The organism is Pseudoxanthomonas sp. CF385, assembly GCF_900104255.1.
Classification (GTDB): Bacteria; Pseudomonadota; Gammaproteobacteria; order Xanthomonadales; family Xanthomonadaceae; genus Pseudoxanthomonas_A.
In genome coordinates this window covers 226,671-243,598 of the sequence record NZ_FNKZ01000004.1, presented here as the reverse complement: position 1 = coordinate 243,598, position 16,928 = coordinate 226,671, and the positions used below count along the sequence as shown (strand labels likewise).

16 protein-coding genes are annotated in these 16,928 nt (G+C 66.6%); 1 reads left to right on the top strand and 15 read right to left on the bottom strand.

The window, feature by feature from the left end; all coding sequences use genetic code 11:
• Positions 1–136 precede the first annotated feature (136 nt).
• The 14 genes from BLT45_RS17950 to BLT45_RS17880 form a co-directional block, all read right to left on the bottom strand.
• Complete coding sequence (locus BLT45_RS17950; protein WP_093304302.1) at positions 137–424, bottom strand: hypothetical protein; 288 nt, start codon at positions 422–424, stop codon at positions 137–139.
• Between the two features lie 791 nt (positions 425–1,215).
• On the bottom strand, positions 1,216–1,686 hold the full coding sequence (locus BLT45_RS17940) for a T6SS immunity protein Tdi1 domain-containing protein (RefSeq protein ID WP_093304296.1): 471 nt from the start codon (positions 1,684–1,686) through the stop codon (positions 1,216–1,218).
• Between the two features lie 391 nt (positions 1,687–2,077).
• Positions 2,078–2,374, bottom strand: coding sequence for a hypothetical protein (locus BLT45_RS18220; RefSeq protein ID WP_139188055.1), 297 nt, complete (start codon positions 2,372–2,374; stop codon positions 2,078–2,080).
• Between the two features lie 59 nt (positions 2,375–2,433).
• A complete protein-coding gene (locus BLT45_RS17930; RefSeq protein WP_093304285.1) occupies positions 2,434–2,730 on the bottom strand; it encodes a hypothetical protein in 297 nt (98 codons plus the stop codon).
• 543 nt (positions 2,731–3,273) lie between these two features.
• Entirely contained in the window at positions 3,274–6,744 is a 3,471-nt protein-coding gene (locus tag BLT45_RS17925; RefSeq protein WP_093304280.1) for a hybrid sensor histidine kinase/response regulator, read from the bottom strand.
• A gap of 53 nt (positions 6,745–6,797) precedes the next feature.
• Positions 6,798–8,195, bottom strand: coding sequence for an FAD/NAD(P)-binding protein (locus tag BLT45_RS17920; RefSeq protein ID WP_093304276.1), 1,398 nt, complete (start codon positions 8,193–8,195; stop codon positions 6,798–6,800).
• 44 nt (positions 8,196–8,239) lie between these two features.
• On the bottom strand, positions 8,240–9,649 hold the full coding sequence (gene cls, locus BLT45_RS17915; RefSeq protein WP_093304270.1) for a cardiolipin synthase: 1,410 nt from the start codon (positions 9,647–9,649) through the stop codon (positions 8,240–8,242).
• A 114-nt stretch (positions 9,650–9,763) separates the two neighbouring features.
• Positions 9,764–9,928 (bottom strand): 50S ribosomal protein L33, encoded by a 165-nt coding sequence (gene rpmG, locus BLT45_RS17910; RefSeq protein ID WP_027070918.1) that lies wholly within the window; start codon positions 9,926–9,928, stop codon positions 9,764–9,766.
• A 13-nt stretch (positions 9,929–9,941) separates the two neighbouring features.
• Positions 9,942–10,178: a 50S ribosomal protein L28 gene (rpmB, locus tag BLT45_RS17905; protein WP_093304266.1), complete on the bottom strand. Its 237-nt coding sequence runs from the start codon at positions 10,176–10,178 to the stop codon at positions 9,942–9,944.
• Positions 10,179–10,505: 327 nt separating this feature from the next.
• On the bottom strand, positions 10,506–12,269 hold the full coding sequence (locus tag BLT45_RS17900; protein WP_343123882.1) for a DUF885 domain-containing protein: 1,764 nt from the start codon (positions 12,267–12,269) through the stop codon (positions 10,506–10,508).
• A gap of 187 nt (positions 12,270–12,456) precedes the next feature.
• On the bottom strand, positions 12,457–13,353 hold the full coding sequence (locus BLT45_RS17895) for a ParB/RepB/Spo0J family partition protein (protein WP_093304259.1): 897 nt from the start codon (positions 13,351–13,353) through the stop codon (positions 12,457–12,459).
• Complete coding sequence (locus tag BLT45_RS17890; RefSeq protein WP_093304256.1) at positions 13,353–14,150, bottom strand: ParA family protein; 798 nt, start codon at positions 14,148–14,150, stop codon at positions 13,353–13,355. Before BLT45_RS17890 ends, BLT45_RS17895 begins: the two co-directional genes overlap by 1 nt.
• A 186-nt stretch (positions 14,151–14,336) precedes the next feature.
• Complete coding sequence (gene rsmG / locus BLT45_RS17885) at positions 14,337–14,993, bottom strand: 16S rRNA (guanine(527)-N(7))-methyltransferase RsmG (protein ID WP_093304252.1); 657 nt, start codon at positions 14,991–14,993, stop codon at positions 14,337–14,339.
• A gap of 7 nt (positions 14,994–15,000) precedes the next feature.
• Positions 15,001–15,618 (bottom strand): 4'-phosphopantetheinyl transferase family protein, encoded by a 618-nt coding sequence (locus tag BLT45_RS17880; RefSeq protein ID WP_093304392.1) that lies wholly within the window; start codon positions 15,616–15,618, stop codon positions 15,001–15,003.
• Between the two features lie 171 nt (positions 15,619–15,789).
• Between BLT45_RS17880 and BLT45_RS17875 the strand changes: the two genes are divergently transcribed.
• Positions 15,790–16,047, top strand: a complete 258-nt coding sequence (locus tag BLT45_RS17875; protein WP_093304248.1) for a GlsB/YeaQ/YmgE family stress response membrane protein — start codon at positions 15,790–15,792, stop codon at positions 16,045–16,047.
• Positions 16,048–16,141: 94 nt separating this feature from the next.
• On the opposite strand, the gene xth is transcribed toward BLT45_RS17875, so the two are convergent.
• Positions 16,142–16,912: an exodeoxyribonuclease III gene (xth, locus tag BLT45_RS17870; RefSeq protein WP_093304243.1), complete on the bottom strand. Its 771-nt coding sequence runs from the start codon at positions 16,910–16,912 to the stop codon at positions 16,142–16,144.
• Positions 16,913–16,928 lie beyond the last annotated feature (16 nt).

Below are 16,928 nucleotides of genomic sequence, written 5' to 3'. Positions count from 1 at the left end.
CTGCTGAGACAAGGCCGCCCGTTACGAGCAGCGCGATGACACTGCTCAAGAAGACCAAAATTCCGATAGCTTTGAACATGCGGCCTAACGCCTGAGTTAAGCCGACCCGCGAAGCGGGTTCGGCTTGAATGAATTGTTAGGCCGCGTCACGTTGCTTGAGAAGCTTAGCCGCAGCCTTCTTTGAGAAGAAGAATACCAGAGCACTAAAAAGGAACATAAATCCAGAGAAGAGGAGTGCGGCAACTGTGTTGTTAACATGGGAAATCACGTCTCCGCTGCCGGAGCGCACTGGCACCATGCCGAAGCCGCCCTGGTAAAGAATTGCGATAAACACGAATGGTGCCGCCGCCATAAATAGGGCCGAGATAGTCATCGCAACTACAGCTACAGCGAACGCCGAACTGCTGTATTGATTCTCTTCCATGACAGAATCGCTCGGTAGCGGCCTAACGCCAGAATTAAGCCGACCCGCGAAGCGGGTTCGGCTTGAATGAATTGTTAGGCCTTGAGTGCGCCATACGTCAGTCCCGAAGCCACGAGAACGAGGAAGATCATTGCCGCAACGCAGAGTAGCCGAAAGCATTGGTCGCCGAGGGCATCGAGGCGAGCGTCGCCAATCTCTCTATACGTCCGCTGGGTGACAAATCTAGTAACCGACGCAGAAAGGGATGGCTCCGAAAGTGAGTCTGGCGCGATGCTGCGCCAAATGTCTGGATGCCTCAGCTCAAGATAGCGGTTAAGAAGGTTGGAGCTATAGATAGACGCCGCGAACGCGGGCAGGACCGCAATCGCGGAAAGCAAGAATACGGCTGCGATGAATTTTTCCATCAAGGCCTAACGCCTGAGTTAAGCCGACCCGCGAAGCGGGTTCGGCTTGAATGAATTGTTAGGCGGCAGTATGAGAGGTACTGGGGACTGCTGCCCACCAGCCGAACTCATCCTGCCCCCACTGAATTCGTAGGGAGTGGGCGATAGTGCGCAACAGTTCAATCTCAGTGGCATTCTCGGAGGCGCTCAGAAGAGCCATTGAAATGATCTCGCCACTGGGCAGCTTGGTCGAGACTGGCAGTTCGGTCACCGGGCAGCCAGGGCCTCCGGGCTCGCCACGTCTGTGGTACGGACCTGCTTCTGACACGACAGCCTCCTAGTTGCTTGTGTGCCGCCTAACGCCTGAATTAAGCCGACCCGCGAAGCGGGTTCGGCTTGAATGAATTGTTAGGCACCCAGCACGAGTTTGATCTGAGCGCCATCCGGAAGATCCTTGATCTGTTGATGAGTCTGCGCGAGCAGGCTGTAGTTGACGACTAAGTCACCGATCTCAATGTTGTCGATAGAGTACTTGCCGTCGAAGACCGGCGCGATCTTGAATGTGTAGCACTGGCCGGGGCCGAGCACGAGTCCTGTCGAAACGCATTTGTCGGTGAGCGATATCAACAACCAACTGTCCGCGTTGTCACCCAAGTCAACTTGCGTGAAGAAGTCTTCGCGGCTCTCGGCTACTTGCTTGACGGAGCCGGCACCAATGTCTAGGAACTGGACGGTACCGTCGTCTGGGACAAAGATCAGATCGCCGAATCGATTGACCATCCAGACTGTCAGGTCGGAGGGGAGTAGCCACGCCCAATCCGCCAGGATGCCGGCCCAGTCGTAACCTTCTTGATCTATCAAGTAGTCCGATAGGTTCATGGGTGCCTAACGCCTGAATTAAGCCGACCCGCGAAGCGGGTTCGGCTTGAATGAATTGTTAGGTGCCATGCCCGTTGCTCGCTAACAGACGGGCCAGCACGTAATAACCGAAGTTTGCCAGCTCTGCCTCAGGCAGTGCAGCTAAGTCATCGAGGACGCGGGGAGAGTAGTCCTTGAAGGAAACTAAGCTTTGGTGCGCCCAGGCGCCTGGCTCTTGACCCTTGCGTGCGTCGTCAAGGACCACCCTTAATGAACCATCAGGTAGCTCTGCCAAGCTACACAGAACAGCCATGCGCTTTGGCGAGACCTTCTGAGAGCTTTCCATGGCATCTAACGCCTGAATTAAGCCGACCCGCGAAGCGGGTTCGGCTTGAATGAATTGTTAGGCCGCTCACCGCAGGAGTGCGGCAACGGCCTGTCGGAACTGACTAATCTTGGTATGGTTCTGCGGAACACTCTCGAGATCTCCCTCAGTTAGGAAGTCTGTGGCGTCTGCCCAATTCCCGTCAGCGCGATGCTGCTGCACGAAGCCCCAACCATCTTTACCATCCCAAACAAGTCGGAAGGGATTGCTGCCGTTGGCATAGGTCGCAACATAGCTACCAAACACGTCTGGCCGCAAATCTTCAGAGGTCAGCTGGGCACCAAGCTCTTGCAGCAACTCTTTGAGCATTGTGTAAGGGTGCATGAGCGGCCTAACGCCTGAATTAAGCCGCGCCGCGAAGCGGCGTCGGCTTGAATGAATTGTTAGGCAGCAGGCAAGAGCTCTGCACGGCCCAACTCCGTAAAGATCTGCTGCGCTGGCCCCAAGCAATCAGCAGCACTGAAAGTGTCCGGGCCAAACGACCTGGAGAAGATGTCCGAGATTGCCTGCGCCGCATCTTCCGAACTGTGGAACCCGGGAACTCTAGCCGTGATCTTGGCAATTTGCCCGTCAAACTCATCGATTGGCGCGCCTTCTGCGATAAGACAGTAGGGGTCCCAGGCACGAATTACGCTACCCACGATCTCAATTGCTTTTTCATAGTCGCGACGATCTTTCATGCTGCCTAACGCCTGAATTAAGCCGACCCGCGAAGCGGGTTCGGCTTGAATGAATTGTTAGGCCGCGTGCCGCCTACCTACGACCCGATTAATCAGCAGAGTAGCAGTGGCGAGAACTGGCAACAACGCGAGCCACCAGTATGAAAGAAAAGCTGCGGATATGGAGCAAGCTAAGGAAGGGGCAGAGCAGTGCTTGAAATGCCAGGACATAAGACTAGGAAGGCCTAGGTGGAGCGCAGCTCCCGACGCGAGATATAGCAGTACGAACACTAGAAGTGGCCGAATGACGCTCATCGCAAAAGTCCTTGGAGTCTTAGTCAGCGGCCTAACGCCTACTAGACCCCGAAAGCGGGGTGTAGCAAGATTCTGATACGGGGCGATTTCCGACGTCAATCGCCGAAAGCCTTTGCAGGACGGGGCTCTCCGCGGTAGCCGGACGCAAAGCGTTTTTTGGGAGGGTCCGTGTTATCCGGCAGCCAGAGCGGTGCCAATCCGTTATTGCCGCGAATCTGCGGTGGTAACAGGTGGCGTGGGCGGGAAGCTTCAGTCGGCTGCGGGTAGTTGCGTGGGGACGTGGTGGGCGGCGAGGAAGGCGCGGAGCGAGGCGGGTTTGACGGGCTTGGTCAGCAGGCGGTAGCCGCGCTCGCGGGCTTCGCGCTTGAGTTCGTCGCGGCCGTCCGCGGTAAGTAGCGCGCCCGCGATCGGGCCGGGGCTGGCGGCGCGCAGGGCATCCAGGGTGGCCAAGCCGTCGAGGCGATCGTGCAGGTGGTAATCCACCAGCATCACGGCGGCGCCTTCGCCGACCTTCTCCAGGGCCTCGTCGACGGTGGTGGCGGAAATGACGTCCACTTGCCAGCGCCCCAACAGGGCACGCATGCCGTCGATGATTTCCCGGTCATTGTCCACGCACAGCACGCGCAGTCCGGCCAGCGAGTCGCTCGCCAACGCGGCGCGGCGCGAGGAGGTGCGTCGCTCGCTGACCTGGGTGCCGCGCGGCACCAGGATCGAGAACATGCTGCCGCGATCCACCCTGCTGCGGGCATCCAGCTCGTGCTGCAGCAGGCGGGAGATGCGCTGGCAGATCGACAGGCCCAGGCCCAGGCCGCGTTCGCCCCAGTCGAACGGTTGCTGGTAGCGATGGAACTCGTCGTAGATCTGCCGCATGTGGTTGTCCGGGATGCCGGGGCCGGTATCCCACACCTGCAACGCCACCTTCTCGCCGTGCGCGCGCATGCCGATCACGATGCGGCCCTCGCGCGTGTAGCGCAGCGCGTTCGCCAGGAAGTTCTGCAGCACGCGGCGCAGCAGCCTGCGATCGCTGCGCACCGGGATGGCGCGCGCATGCACGCGCAGCTTCAGGCCGCGCCCGGCGGCCACTGGCGCGTACTGCGCGGCCAGCTCGCGCAGCAATTCCCCGGCGTCGAAATCGGTGATCTGCGTGTGCAGGCCGCCCGCGTCCAGCCGCGAAACGTCGAGCAGGCCGTCGAGAAGTTCTTCGGCGGCCCGCAGCGAGGCATCCACGCGCTCGGCGAGGTGTTGCCGTTCCTGCGCCTGCGGATCCGCCCCCTGTTCGCTGTCGCGCAGCGCGCTGACGAACAGGCGCGCCGCGTTGAGCGGCTGCAACACGTCGTGGCTGATCGCCGCCAGGAAGCGCGTGCGCGATTGCTGCGCATGCTCCGCCGCCTGGCTGCGCTCGGCCACGCGCTGCTCCAGCGTCTCGTTGGTTTCCAGCAGCAGCGACTCGGCGAGTTTGAAGTCGGTGATGTCGTTGTAGCTGGTCACGTAGCCGCCACCCGGCAACGGCTGGCCGCGCATCTCGATCACCTGGCCGTCCGCGCGCACGCGTTCGAAGATGTGCGGCGAGCCGGCGCGCATGTAGCGGATGCGCTTGTTGATCTGCGTATCGATGTCGCCCTCACCCAGTTCGCCGCGCTCGGCGTTGTAGCGGATCAGGTCCGCCACGGGCCGGCCCACGTAGAGCATGCCCTCGGGATAACCGAACATCTGCTGGTAGCGCCGGTTCCAGGCGACAAGGCGCATCTCCGGGTCCACCACGCTGACGCCGGCGCTGATGTTCTCCAGCGTGGTCGAGAGGATCTCGCGGTTGAAGCGCAGTTCCTGGCCCGCCTGGTCGAGGACGGCCACCACTTCGCCCAGTTCCATGCCCGAACCGCGCAGCACGCTGGTCAGCACGATGCGCGCCGACGCCGCGCCGATCGCCGCGGCGAGCAGGCGTTCGGTGAACTGCACCCAGGCGCGGTCGGCCGGGGCATGGGGCTGGAACTCGCGCTCCAGCACCTGCGCCTGCTCGGCGAAAGCGCGGCGTGCATGGCGCTCGCCGACGACGCGTTCCGCGAGCGTACGCAGGTCGCCGACGCGCACGCTGCCGGGCCACTCGCCGGCGACCAGTGCGGGACGCTGCGCGTACGGGTCGAGGAACGGTGCGGCACGGAGGCGCTCGTCGACGCCGGGGCGCGAGCGCGCCGAGACGATCATCATTGCGCCGGTATTGATGAGCAGCGACCAGAACGTGCCGTGCGTCAGCGTGTCCCAGCCGCTCAGGCCGAACAGCTGCTGCGGCCGCAGCCACGCGATGCCGAACGGACCGCTGTGCAGCCAGTGCGGATCGAACCAGCCGGCCTGCGTCATCGTCGGCAGCAGCAGCGTGTAGATCCAGGTGCCGAAGCCGAGCACCATGCCGACTTCCACGCCGCGCCGGCTGGCGCCGCGCCAGTAGAGCCCGCCGATCAGGCCTGGCGCGAACTGCGCCACCGCGGCGAAAGCCATCAGGCCGTACGAGGCCAGCGTGCTGTCGTTGCTGCTGCTGCGGTAGTAGGTGTAGGCCGTCAGCGCCAGCAGCAGGATCGCCACGCGCCGGATCCACAGCACACGCGAGGCGACGTCGGCTTCCGCATGGTGTTCGGCCCAGCCGCGACGCAGCAGCACCGGCATGATCAGGTCGTTGCTGACCATCGTGGCCAGCGCGATGCTCGCCACGATGACCATGCCGGTCGCCGCGGAGAAGCCGCCCACGTAGGCGACGATGGCGAGCGCGGTGCGCCCCTCCGCCAGCGGCAGTGCGAGGACATAGCTGTCGTCGGCCACGCTGCTGCCGCCGAACAGCGCGACGCCCGCCGCCGCCACCGGCACCACCATCAGCGAGAACAGGGCGAGATAGCCGCCGAACAGCCAGCGCGCCTTGCGGATGTCGCCCACGTCGCTGCACTCCACCACGGCGACGTGGAACTGCCGCGGCAGGCAGACGATGGCGAGGAAGCCGAGCAGGGTCTGGGCGATGAAACCCACCGGCGGTGCGTTCTCGAACAGCGTGCGCGCCGAATCGGTCACCCGGATCGCGTTGCCGTCCAGCCAGAAGTAGGCGAACACGCCGACGGCGATCATCGCCACCAGCTTGACCACTGATTCCAGCGAGATCGCCAGCATCATGCCGTGGTGGTGCTCGGTGGCATCCACCTGGCGGGTACCGAACAGCGCGGCGAACAGCGCCATGAGCAGCGCCACGTACAGCGCCGGATCGGTGAAGAAGCCGTACGCGCTGTCGCCGCCCTCGCCGCTGAGCACGCTCAGGCTCATCGCCACGGCCTTGTACTGCAGGGCCAGATAGGGCACCACGCCGATCAGGGCGATCACCGTGACCAGCGCGGCCAGCCGGCGCGAGCGGCCGTAGCGCGAGGAGATGAAGTCGGCGATGGAGACGGTGTTCTCGCTGCGCGCGATCAGCGCGAGCCGCTCGATGATGCGCCAGCCGAACAGCAGCAGCAGGACCGGTCCCAGGTAGATCGGCAGGTAGCCAAGGCCGTTGCGTACCGCGCTGCCCACCGCGCCGTAGAACGTCCACGACGAGCAGTACACCGCCAGCGCCAGGCTGTAGACCACCGGGCGCAGCCACGGGCGGTCGGGGTACATCGGGCGGCGGTCGCCCCACCACGCCACGCCGAACAGCAGCGCGGCGTAGCCGATCGACACCAACAGCAGGATCCAGCTGGAAACCAACGCCCTCTCCCCCGGCGCTCAACCCGTCGCCGAGTGTACTGCGTGGCGTGCGCTCAGGCGTCGGGCGCCAGCAGGCCGCGCACGGCCGTTTCGGCCTGGCCGCGCAGTTCGGGGATGGCGATGCTCTCCCACACGCAGCCGATGCGCAGGCTGCCGAGGATGAACACGCGCGGCTGCGACTGTCCCTGTGCGTCGACCATGCGGCCGTCGCGCGCGGCCTTCAGGCCGATGCCGTGCGGCCCGGCCTGTGCGCACCCTTTGCCCAGCAGATCGTGCAGCAGCGGGCTGCGCATGGTCTGCGCGCGCATCTCCACGCCGGTGGCGTTGACCACGTAATCGACGTCGAATTCGTCGGTGCGGCCGTCGTGGGCATGCGTGCTGACGCGAAGACGGCGGCCCTCGGCCATCACCGTGTCCAGGCGGCCGCGGTGCAGGCGCAGCTGGCCGCGCTCGACCAGCGATTGCAGCTGGGCGTAGACCTCGGGCGCGATGCGGTGACGATGCACGTCCCACTGGCGCACCACGTGGCGCAGGAAGCGCCGCTGGTCCGCCACCGAAAGCGACTGCCACAGCGCCTGCCCGTGCGGGCGGATGCGTTCCATCACCGACTGCCAAGGCAGGCCGTCGGCGACCGCCTGTTTCGCTGCGTCGCGCAGGAAGCGCATGCGCGCGCGCAGGCCCATCGCCTGCAACGGTGCCGGATCGTAGGTGGCGGCCGGACCATGGCAATGCGGCAGCGGCAGCAGCGCATGCCGCGACAGCACGTGGATGGCGCCGGCGTGGCCGTTGTCGGCCAGGCTCAGCACGGTGTCCACCATGCTCAGGCCGGAGCCGACGATGCACAGGTCGGCATCGGTCGGGATCGCCTTGATCGCATCGAAATCCCATGCGGCCAACGAACGGCCAGCCGGTAACTGCGGTGCGCCCCGGGCCGGCAGCGGCTTGGGCGTATTGCCCACCGCCAGCACGACGCCCTTGGCGTGCAAAGTGCCGTGTGTCGCCAAGCGCAGCGTGGCGCCATCCGCGTGCGGTTCGAGTTCTTCGACGCGGTCGTGCACCACCTGCAGGGTGGCCTGGCTCGCCGCGATGGTCTCGTCCAGGCGCACACGCAGGTAGTCGCCGTAGCGGCGGCGTTCGATGAAGGCGTGCGCCAGCGAATCGCGATCGGGGCCGCCGGATGGCGTGGTGGCCACGACGTAGTCCAGGAAATCCGCGGGGCGATCATCGAACGCGCTCATGCGGCCCGCGGGCACGTTGAGCAGGTGCTCGCCATGCGTCGTCGCGTACGCCACGCCCTGCGCGAGCACGTCGCGCGGTTCGATCATCACGATGCGCAGCGGCGTCGTGGCCTGGCGCAGGGCCTGCATCGCCACCAGCACGCCACCGGCGCCGCCGCCGATGATCGCGAGGTCGCAGGGCGGCAGCGGGGCGGTCGGGGTGTCTTCACTCATGCGTGCATTGTAACGAATGGCCCGCGTTACCCCAGGAAGGGCGCCTACATCAGCGAATCCGCCAACCGCGCGATACCTTCACGGCTGCGCTGCCAACCCGGGCGGCGCTGCCATGCGTCCGCCTGCACGGCGTCGGCGTGGGCCAGATAGTCGGCTTCGATGGCGCGGATGCGCGTGACGACATTGGCGTCGTAGCAAACCAGGCCGATCTCGGCATTCAACGCGAACGAGCGGATGTCCAGGTTGATCGAACCGACCAGGGCGATGTCGTCGTCCACGGTGAGGTGCTTGGCATGGAGGAAGTGCGGCCGGTACAGCGCGATCTTCACCCCGCAGGCGAGCAGTTCGGCGTAGTACGACTGCTGCGCCCATGCCGTCAGGGTCTGGTTGTTGGTGGCCGACAGCACCAGCTGCACGTCCACGCCCGACAGCGCGGCGATGCGCAGCGCGCTGAGCGTGGCGTCGTCGGGGACGAAATAGGGCGTGGTCAGCACCACCTTGCGGCGGGCGAGGTGGATCAGCGCGTTAACGGTGTCGCGCGCGTTCTCGAACGGATACGCCGGCCCGCTCGGCAGCAGCTGCGCGGGCACGTCCTGCGCCTGCACCGACAGGTCCGGCTGCACGTCCAGGCGCTCGCCGGTCTCGATGTACCAGTCGCTGGCGAACACGCCTTCCAGATGCGACACCACCGGGCCCTGCACGCGCGCCACCAGCTCGCGGTTGGGATGGCCGGGCACGAAGGTCGCGTCGGCGAGGTTCTGCGAGCCCACGTAGCCGATGCGGTTGTCGATCACCGCTACCTTGCGGTGGTTGCGCAGGTCCATCCGGCCGCTGCGCCGCCAGCGCAGGCCGCCGGGCAGCATGTCGTGCACCGCCACGCCGGCCGCGCGCAGCCGGCCGCGGTAGGCCCGCAATCCGCGCTTGGCGCCAACCGCATCCAGCAGCACGCGGCACGTCACCCCGCGTGCGGCGGCCTCGCACAACGCCGTGGTCACGGCGTCGCCCACCGCGTCGTCGAACATCAGGTAGTACAGCAGGTGGACCTGGTGCTGCGCGGCGCGGATGTCGTCGAGCAACGCGCGCAGGGAGGCGTCGTAGTCATCCTGCAGCGCGACCGCATTGCCGTGGGTGGCCATGAACGCGCCCTGCCGTTCGATCAGCGGGGCCATTTCCGCCGCGGCGCCGTCGCGCGGGGTCCAGCGCAGGGCGCTGAGCGGGCGCTGCTCCTCGCGGATCACGTCCGAGGCGCGTGCCTGACGTGCGATGCGTTCGCGCGAGAGCCAGGGATGCCCCAGCAGCAGGTACAGCGGCAGGCCCAGCAACGGCACGAAGCCCACCAGCAGCAGCCAGCTGCGCGCGGCGGCCGGGGTCGTGCGGCTGGGGATCCACCACAGCGCCGCCAGCCGGATCAGCCAGTCGATGATCAGCAGGGCCGTGCCGAAGGACCACTCCATGCGGCGCTTCCGTCGGGAAGGGGGATGTGCCGATTCTGCGCAGGCGGACGGGCAAAAGAAAACCCGCCTTGCGGCGGGTCTTCGGGAAGCGTTGGCTGGGCTTTCGCCCCAGGCTCACTTGATCTTGCCTTCCTTGTAGATCACGTGCTTGCGCACGACCGGGTCGTACTTCTTGATTTCCATCTTGCCCGGGGTGTTCTTCTTGTTCTTGTCCGTCGTGTAGAAGTGGCCGGTGTTGGCCGAGGAGATCAGACGGATCTTGTCGCGCTTGGATGCCATGTGTAGTTACTCCTCAGACCTTTTCGCCGCGGGCACGCAGCTCGGCCAGAACGGAATCGATGCCGTTCTTGTCGATGGTGCGCAGCGCGTGCGCGGACACTTTCAGCTTGACCCAGCGGTTTTCGCTGGCGACCCAGAAGCGGCGCTCATGCAGGTTGGGCAGGAAACGACGACGGGTCTTGTTGTTGGCGTGCGAGACGTTGTTACCGCTCTGCACACGCTTGCCGGTGACTTGGCATACGCGGGACATACGCACCTCGATAGGTAATTGTGTCGCCCATAGCCCGGGAGACGGCGGCCCGGCGGACGGCCTGCAGGACAGGACGGACACCACGCGATACGGTCGAAAACCGCTGCAGACACAAGCCGGAATCGCATTTCCGGCCGCAGATCCGGTCGAACCGGACGCAGCGAGCCGCGCATTATGCCGAGGTTTCCCTTGTCTCGCAAGCACTTAGCAAGAAAGCCACGTAGAGCGGACCTTGCTCCGCTGCTTTCCAGTCCGTCTCCGGGTGTCGGGCGGGCCATGGAGCCGGGCAAGCTCGGCTCTACGGCGTAGTCTCGTCCGGCTGAGAGATCAAGGCGCGGCGGCCGCGGGCTTGGCGGGCGCGGCCTTGCTCGCGGCGATGAAGGCCCGGATCTGGCTGTCCAGCACCGGCAGGGTGACCGACCCCTGTTTCAGCACGGCGTCGTGGAAGGCCTTGATGTCGAACTTCGGGCCCAGCTCCCGCTCGGCCTCGCCCCGCAGGCGGACGATGGCGATCTCGCCCAGCTTGTAGCTCAGCGCCTGGGCGGGCCAGGAGATGTAGCGGTCCACCTCGGTGGTGACTTCGTGCTCGGACAGGGCGGTGTGGTCGCGCAGGTAGGCCAGGGCCTGGTCGCGGCTCCAGCCCTTGTGGTGCACGCCGGTGTCGATCACCAGGCGGGCGGCACGCCACATCTCGTAGGTCAGGCGGCCGAAGTCTTCGTAGGGCGTCTCGTAGATGCCCATCTCCTTGCCCAGCTTCTCGGTGTACAGCGCCCAGCCCTCGCCGTAGGCGGAGATGTAGTTGTCGCGGCGGAACGCGGGCTGCTCGCCCTGTTCCTGCGCCAGCGCGGCCTGCAGCGAATGGCCCGGCGAAGATTCGTGCAGGGTCAGCGCCGGCAGGTTGTACAGCGGCCGCGAAGGTAGGTTGTAGGTGTTGAGCCAGTAGGTGCCCAGGCCGCCGCGCCCGGCCGTCCAGAACGGCGCGATGTCGGCGGGCACCTCGACGATGGTGAAGCGACCGCGCGGCAGCGTGCCGATGTACTTGCCGACCTCGCCGTCGACGCGCTTGGAGATCCATGCCGCGCGGTCGAGCAACTGCTGCGGTGTCTTCGCGTAGAACTGCGGATCGGTGCGCAGGAAGGTCAGGAATTCGGCGAACGTGCCCTTGAAGCCGGTCTGCTTGATCACCTCCTGCATCTCGGCCTGGATGCGCGCGACTTCCTTCAGGCCGATGGCGTGGATCTGTTCGGCGCTCAGGTCCAGCGTGGTGTATTCGCGGATCTGCTGTGCGTAGAAGTCCTTGCCGCCCGGCATCGCCTCCGCCGCCAGCGTGGCGCGCGCCTTCGGCACGTACTCGGTACGGAAGAACGTCAGCAGCGTGCCGAACGCCGGCACGACCTGCCCGCTGATCGCGGCGCGCGCTTCCTTGCGCAGCACGTCCTGCTCCGCGGCGGGGATGCTGGCGGGCATCTTCTTGTACGGTGCGTAGAACGCGGACTGTTCGGGGTCGCGCTGCTCGGCCACGGTGGCGATCGAGACATCGCGGCCGTCCAGCACGGCGCGCGGCACGGTGAAGCCACGGGCCAGACCGGCGCGCATGTTGGCGATGTGCTGGTCGAAGTGGCGCGGCACGTCGCGCAGGCGCGCCGCGTACGCACGGTAGTCGTCCGCCGTCTTCATCTGCCGGCGCGCCATGAAGGACAGGTTCGACCAGAACGACGAATCGGAATTGAAGGGCATTTCGTACGCGCGCAGGCGCACTTCCGCCGCCAGGTTCTCCACCTGCGGGCGATAGATCGCCAAGTTGATGCGGTTCTCGGCCGACAGCTGCGTGGCATCGATGCCGTCCAGGTCCTTCAGGACCTGCTCCCACACCTTCAGGCGCGCTTCGTGCGCCGCGGCGCCGACGTCGGGCAGGCGGGTGTTGTCGCCGCTGGTGTCGGTGTCCTCGTCGGCCTGGCCAGTCTGTTCCTGCCGCCACGCCCATTCCTTTTCGTAGAGCGCCTGGAAGCGCTGGTCGGCGTCGGAGGGCGCGAAGGCGAGCGCGTGCAGCGGCGCGCAGGCGAGCAGGAGGGCGGCGGTACGGAGGTTCAAGGCGGACATCCGGTGGAAGCGGAATCCGGATGGTAATGCAGGGGCGATGTGCCCGTCCGGGCGGCTACGCCCGCCTTTGTGGGAGCGACGTAAGTCGCGAGCTTCTTGCTTGGCGGTGAATCAGCCTCACCGCTATCGCGACTTACGTCGCTCCCACATCCCACATCCCCACAACAGCCTGAGCGCCTCAGGCCTTCGGGCGCAGGCGCTCGAGAACGCCGTCCAGCGTGTCCAGGTCGGTGTACTGGATGACCAGCTTGCCCTTGCCGCCGCGGCCGTGGGCGATGGTCACGCGGGTGCCCAGGCTCTCGGAGAGCTCGGTTTCCAACGAGGCGATGTCGGGCTGCGGTGCGGCCTTGGCCGGCTTGGCCTTCTTGCCGTTGACCGGCACCTTGCCGGCGGCGAACTGTTGCGCACGGTGCTCCACTTCGCGCACCGACCAGCCCTGTTCGGCGGCATCCGACGCCAGCTTGCTGGCCAGGTCCGGCGACAGCGTCAGCAGCGCGCGGGCGTGGCCCATTTCCAGGCGGCGCGCTTCCAGCAGGGCGCGGATGGCCGGCGGCAGTTCCAGCAGGCGCAGCAGGTTGGAGACGGCGGCGCGCGAGCGGCCCACCGCTTCGGCGGCTTCGGCGTGGGTCAGCGAGAACTCGTTGATCAGGCGCTGCAGCGACTGCGCCTCTTCCAGCGGGTTGAGGTCTTCGCGCTGGATGTTCTCGATCAGCGCCATCGCGATGACGGTGCGGTCGTCCAGTTCGCGCACGACCACCGGCACTTCGGCCAGGCCGGCTTCCTGCGAGGCGCGCCAGCGGCGTTCGCCGGCGACGATCTCGAACTTGCCGGGCGACAGCTCGCGCACGACGATCGGCTGGATCACGCCCTGCGCCTTGATCGACTCGGCCAGCTCGGTGAGCTTGGACGGGTCCATCGCCATGCGCGGCTGGTACTTGCCCGGCTGCAGCTGCGCCACCGGCAGGGTGCGCAGCGCTTCGCCCGGCTGGGCTTCCGGCGGGGGCGTCTCGGCGGCCTTCGGGCCGAGCAGGGCTTCCAGTCCGCGACCCAGGCCGCGCTTCTTCGGGGCGCTCATCACGCGTGCTCCATGTGCTTCTGTTGCTTCTTGCGGTCGGCGGCGCGACGCAGGATCTCGCCGGCCAGGCCGAGGTAGGCCACGCCGCCGCGCGAGGCGCGGTCGTAGCCGACGATGCTCTGGCCATGGCTGGGCGCCTCGGCCACGCGCACGTTGCGCGGCACGATGGTGCGGAACACCTTTTCGCCGAAATGCGTGGTCAGCTCGCCGGAGACGGCGTTGGCCAGGTTGTTGCGGATGTCGAACATCGTGCGCAGCACGCCCTCGATTTCCAGGCCCGGATTGAGGCGCGTGCGCAGCGCGTCGATCGTTTCCATCAGCGCGGACAGGCCTTCCAGCGCGTAGTACTCGCACTGCATCGGCACCAGCACCGAGTCGGCGGCCGTCAGTGCGTTGAGCGTCAGCAGCGACAGCGCCGGCGGGCAGTCGATGATGATGAAATCGTAGTCGCCGCGGAGAGGTTGCAGGGCGCTCTTCAGGCGCTGCTCGCGGCCGTCCGAGTCCATCAGCTGGATCTCGGCGGCGGTCAGGTCGATGTTGCCCGGCATCAGGTCGAAGCCTTCGGCCGTCGTGACCACCGCCGCCTTCGCCTCCACGTCGCCGAGCAGCACGTCGCAGGTCGAGGCCTCGACCTCGCGCTTGTCCACGCCGCTGCCCATCGTCGCGTTGCCCTGCGCATCCAGATCGACCAGCAGCACCCGCTGCGGCGCGCGTGCGAGCGCGGCGGCGAGGTTCACGGCGGTGGTCGTCTTGCCGACTCCGCCTTTCTGGTTGGCAATGGCAATGATGCGGGCCATGCGAGGGCGCCTTATCGATTCCGGGGTGAGTCGGGGATTATGGGGGGTCGGGAGCGGGCGTGCGAAATCATCCCAACGCACGGACGGGCCGCGCCCGGTCATCAGGCTACGATCCCGCGTCGCAGCGCCGGCGTGCGCTCAGTCATATCAAGGAGTTACACCGCGCGCACCGGCGCGGTGCGCGATTCAGTCGCGGCGGACGACGACCATGTGGCGCTCGCCGACCAGGCCGGGCACGGCCAGCGGCTCGATCGTGGCCATCGACCAGCCCGCGGGCAGGGCCGCGATCTCGTCGTCGGGGCGCACGCCCTTCATTGCGAGCAACGCGCCGCCGGGCTTCAGCAGGTGGCCGCCGACCTCGATGATGCCGGCCAGCACGTCCAGCGCACGCGCGGTGAGTGCGTCGTACGCCTGCGGTTCGTCGAGCGCCTCGGCGCGCGATTCGGCCACGCGGGCGTTCTCCAGCTTGAGCGTGCGCACGGCTTCGCGCAGGAAGCGCGCCTTCTTGCCGTTGCTCTCCACCAGGGTCACGCGCAGGCCGGGCTTGGCGATGGCCAGCGGAATGCCGGGCAGGCCCGGTCCCGTGCCGAGATCGGCGAGGGCGCCGCCGCGGGCGGCGAGATCGTCCACGAACGGATGCATCGCCAGCGAGTCGAGCAGGTGGCGCGTGACCATCTCGCGCGGGTCGCGGACCGCGGTGAGGTTGTAGGTCTTGTTCCAGCGGTCGAGCAGGGCCAGGTAGGCCAGCAGGCGCGGCGTCAGCGCGTCGGCATCGAGGCCGAGGGTCGTCAGCCCGCGGTGCAGGGTGTCGCGCAGGTCGGCGGGGAGGGCGGTGTCGTTCATCGCGCCATTATCGCAGGCCTTCGCGCCGGCCCCGTGGGTGCCAGGCCAGCGCGGCGCGGTAATCCGGTCGCGGCGCCCACTCGTGCAGGTGCCAGTCGTCGGGTCGGCCGAGGCCCGGATCGCAGGCCACCAGCCGCGGGGCTCCGTCGTCGAGCGCCACCTGGAAGCGGTGCAGGCCGAAGGAAATGCCCTGGCCATGCGTCTTCAGCACCGCCTCCTTGCAGCACCACAGGCGCACGAACGCCAGCAGGCGCACATCATCGTTGTCGATCGCGCGCAGCCACGCAGTCTCCTCGGGATGGTAGAAGCGCTCGGCCAGTTCCATCGCGCGCGGGCGCGGACGCAGGCGCTCGATGTCGACACCCAGCTCCACGTCTTCGCCCAACGCCAGCAGCAGCGCCTCGCCGCTGTGGCTCCACCCGGTTTCGAGATGGTGCAGCGGCGCGATGAAGTGCGGCCTTCCCTGCGCATCGCGGGTGATGGGCAAGGTTTCCGGCGTGAACCCCAGCGTGTGCGCCAGTGACTCGCGTGCCTGCGGTTCGCCGCGTTGCCGCGGCGCGTGCGGCAGCAGCCACAGCGCGATGCCGTCATGGCGCCAGTCGGCGGGCGCGTCGCGCCAGTTCATGCGCATGCGGCCCTGTGGTGCAGCACGGCGTGCATTCGCGCGACGTTGGCGGTATCCAGCGCTGGCAAGGAGGCGTCCCCCATGTGAGTTAACGGTGGTTTCACGCCGGGAGGTAAAGATTCAAGCGTGCCCCGCGCCATGGGGTTCTGTCCAACAAGGGAGAAGCAACGCATGAATTTTCTCATCTATCTGATCGTGGGCGGCGTCGCCGGCTGGCTGGCGAGCATCGTGATGAGACGCGATGGTTCGCAGGGCATCATCCTGAACATCGTCGTCGGCATCATCGGCGGTTTCCTCGGCGGGTGGCTGCTGCCGGCGCTGGGCCTGGGCCTGGGCGGCGGCTGGGTCGGCTTCCTCATCACCGCCTTCATCGGCGCAGTGGTGCTGCTGCTGATCGTGAACCTGCTGAGCAGGGGCCGCGCACGGTAGCGTTTTCGCTGCGGCCGCGTGCGCGTTCGAGACGCACCCAAGGCCCGTGGCAAGAAGAAGGCCCGGCAGATGCCGGGCCTTCTTCGTTTCGTCGTTAGCCGCCCAGCCGTACCCACGCCGGGGCGTGGTCGCTGGGTCGGTCCCACGTGCGGGGTTCGCGGTCGATGCCGGACTCCACCGCGTGTCCGCGCAGCGCGTCGGACACCAGCGTCAGGTCGATGCGCAGGCCCAGGTTGCGGCGCAGGCCGCCCATCCGGTAGTCCCACCAGCTGTAGACGTTGGCCTCGTCGCTGTGCAGGCGGAAGGCGTCGTGCAGGCCCAGCGCATACAGGCGCTGCAGCGCGCCTCGCTCGGCGGTGGAGGTGAGGATGTGGCCGTCGTTCCAGACTTTCGGATCGAACACATCGCGATCGTCCGGCGCGATGTTGAAGTCGCCCATCACCACCAGCTTCGGGTGCGCCTGCAGCTCGGCGGCCAGCCAGTCGTGCACCGCCTCCAGCCAGCGCAGCTTGTAGGCGTACTTTTCCGTGCCCACGTCCTGGCCGTTGACCACGTACAGGTTGACGACGCGCACCTCGCCCACGGTCGCCGCGATCACCCGTTTCTGTTCGTCCTCGAATCCGGGAATGCCCACCTGCACGTCGCCGATGGACTCGCGCGATAGGAGCGCCACGCCGTTGTAGGTCTTCTGTCCGGCGAACACGCTGCGGTAGCCCAGCTCCGCCAGCGCCGTGTCCGGGAAGCGGTGGTCCTCCAGTTTTGTTTCCTGCAGGCCCACGATGTCCGGCGCGAACGCGCCCAGCCACTGGGTGAGGTGCGGCAGGCGCACGTTGAGCGAATTGACGTTCCAGCTGGCGATCTTCATGGCGGCGATTCTAAGC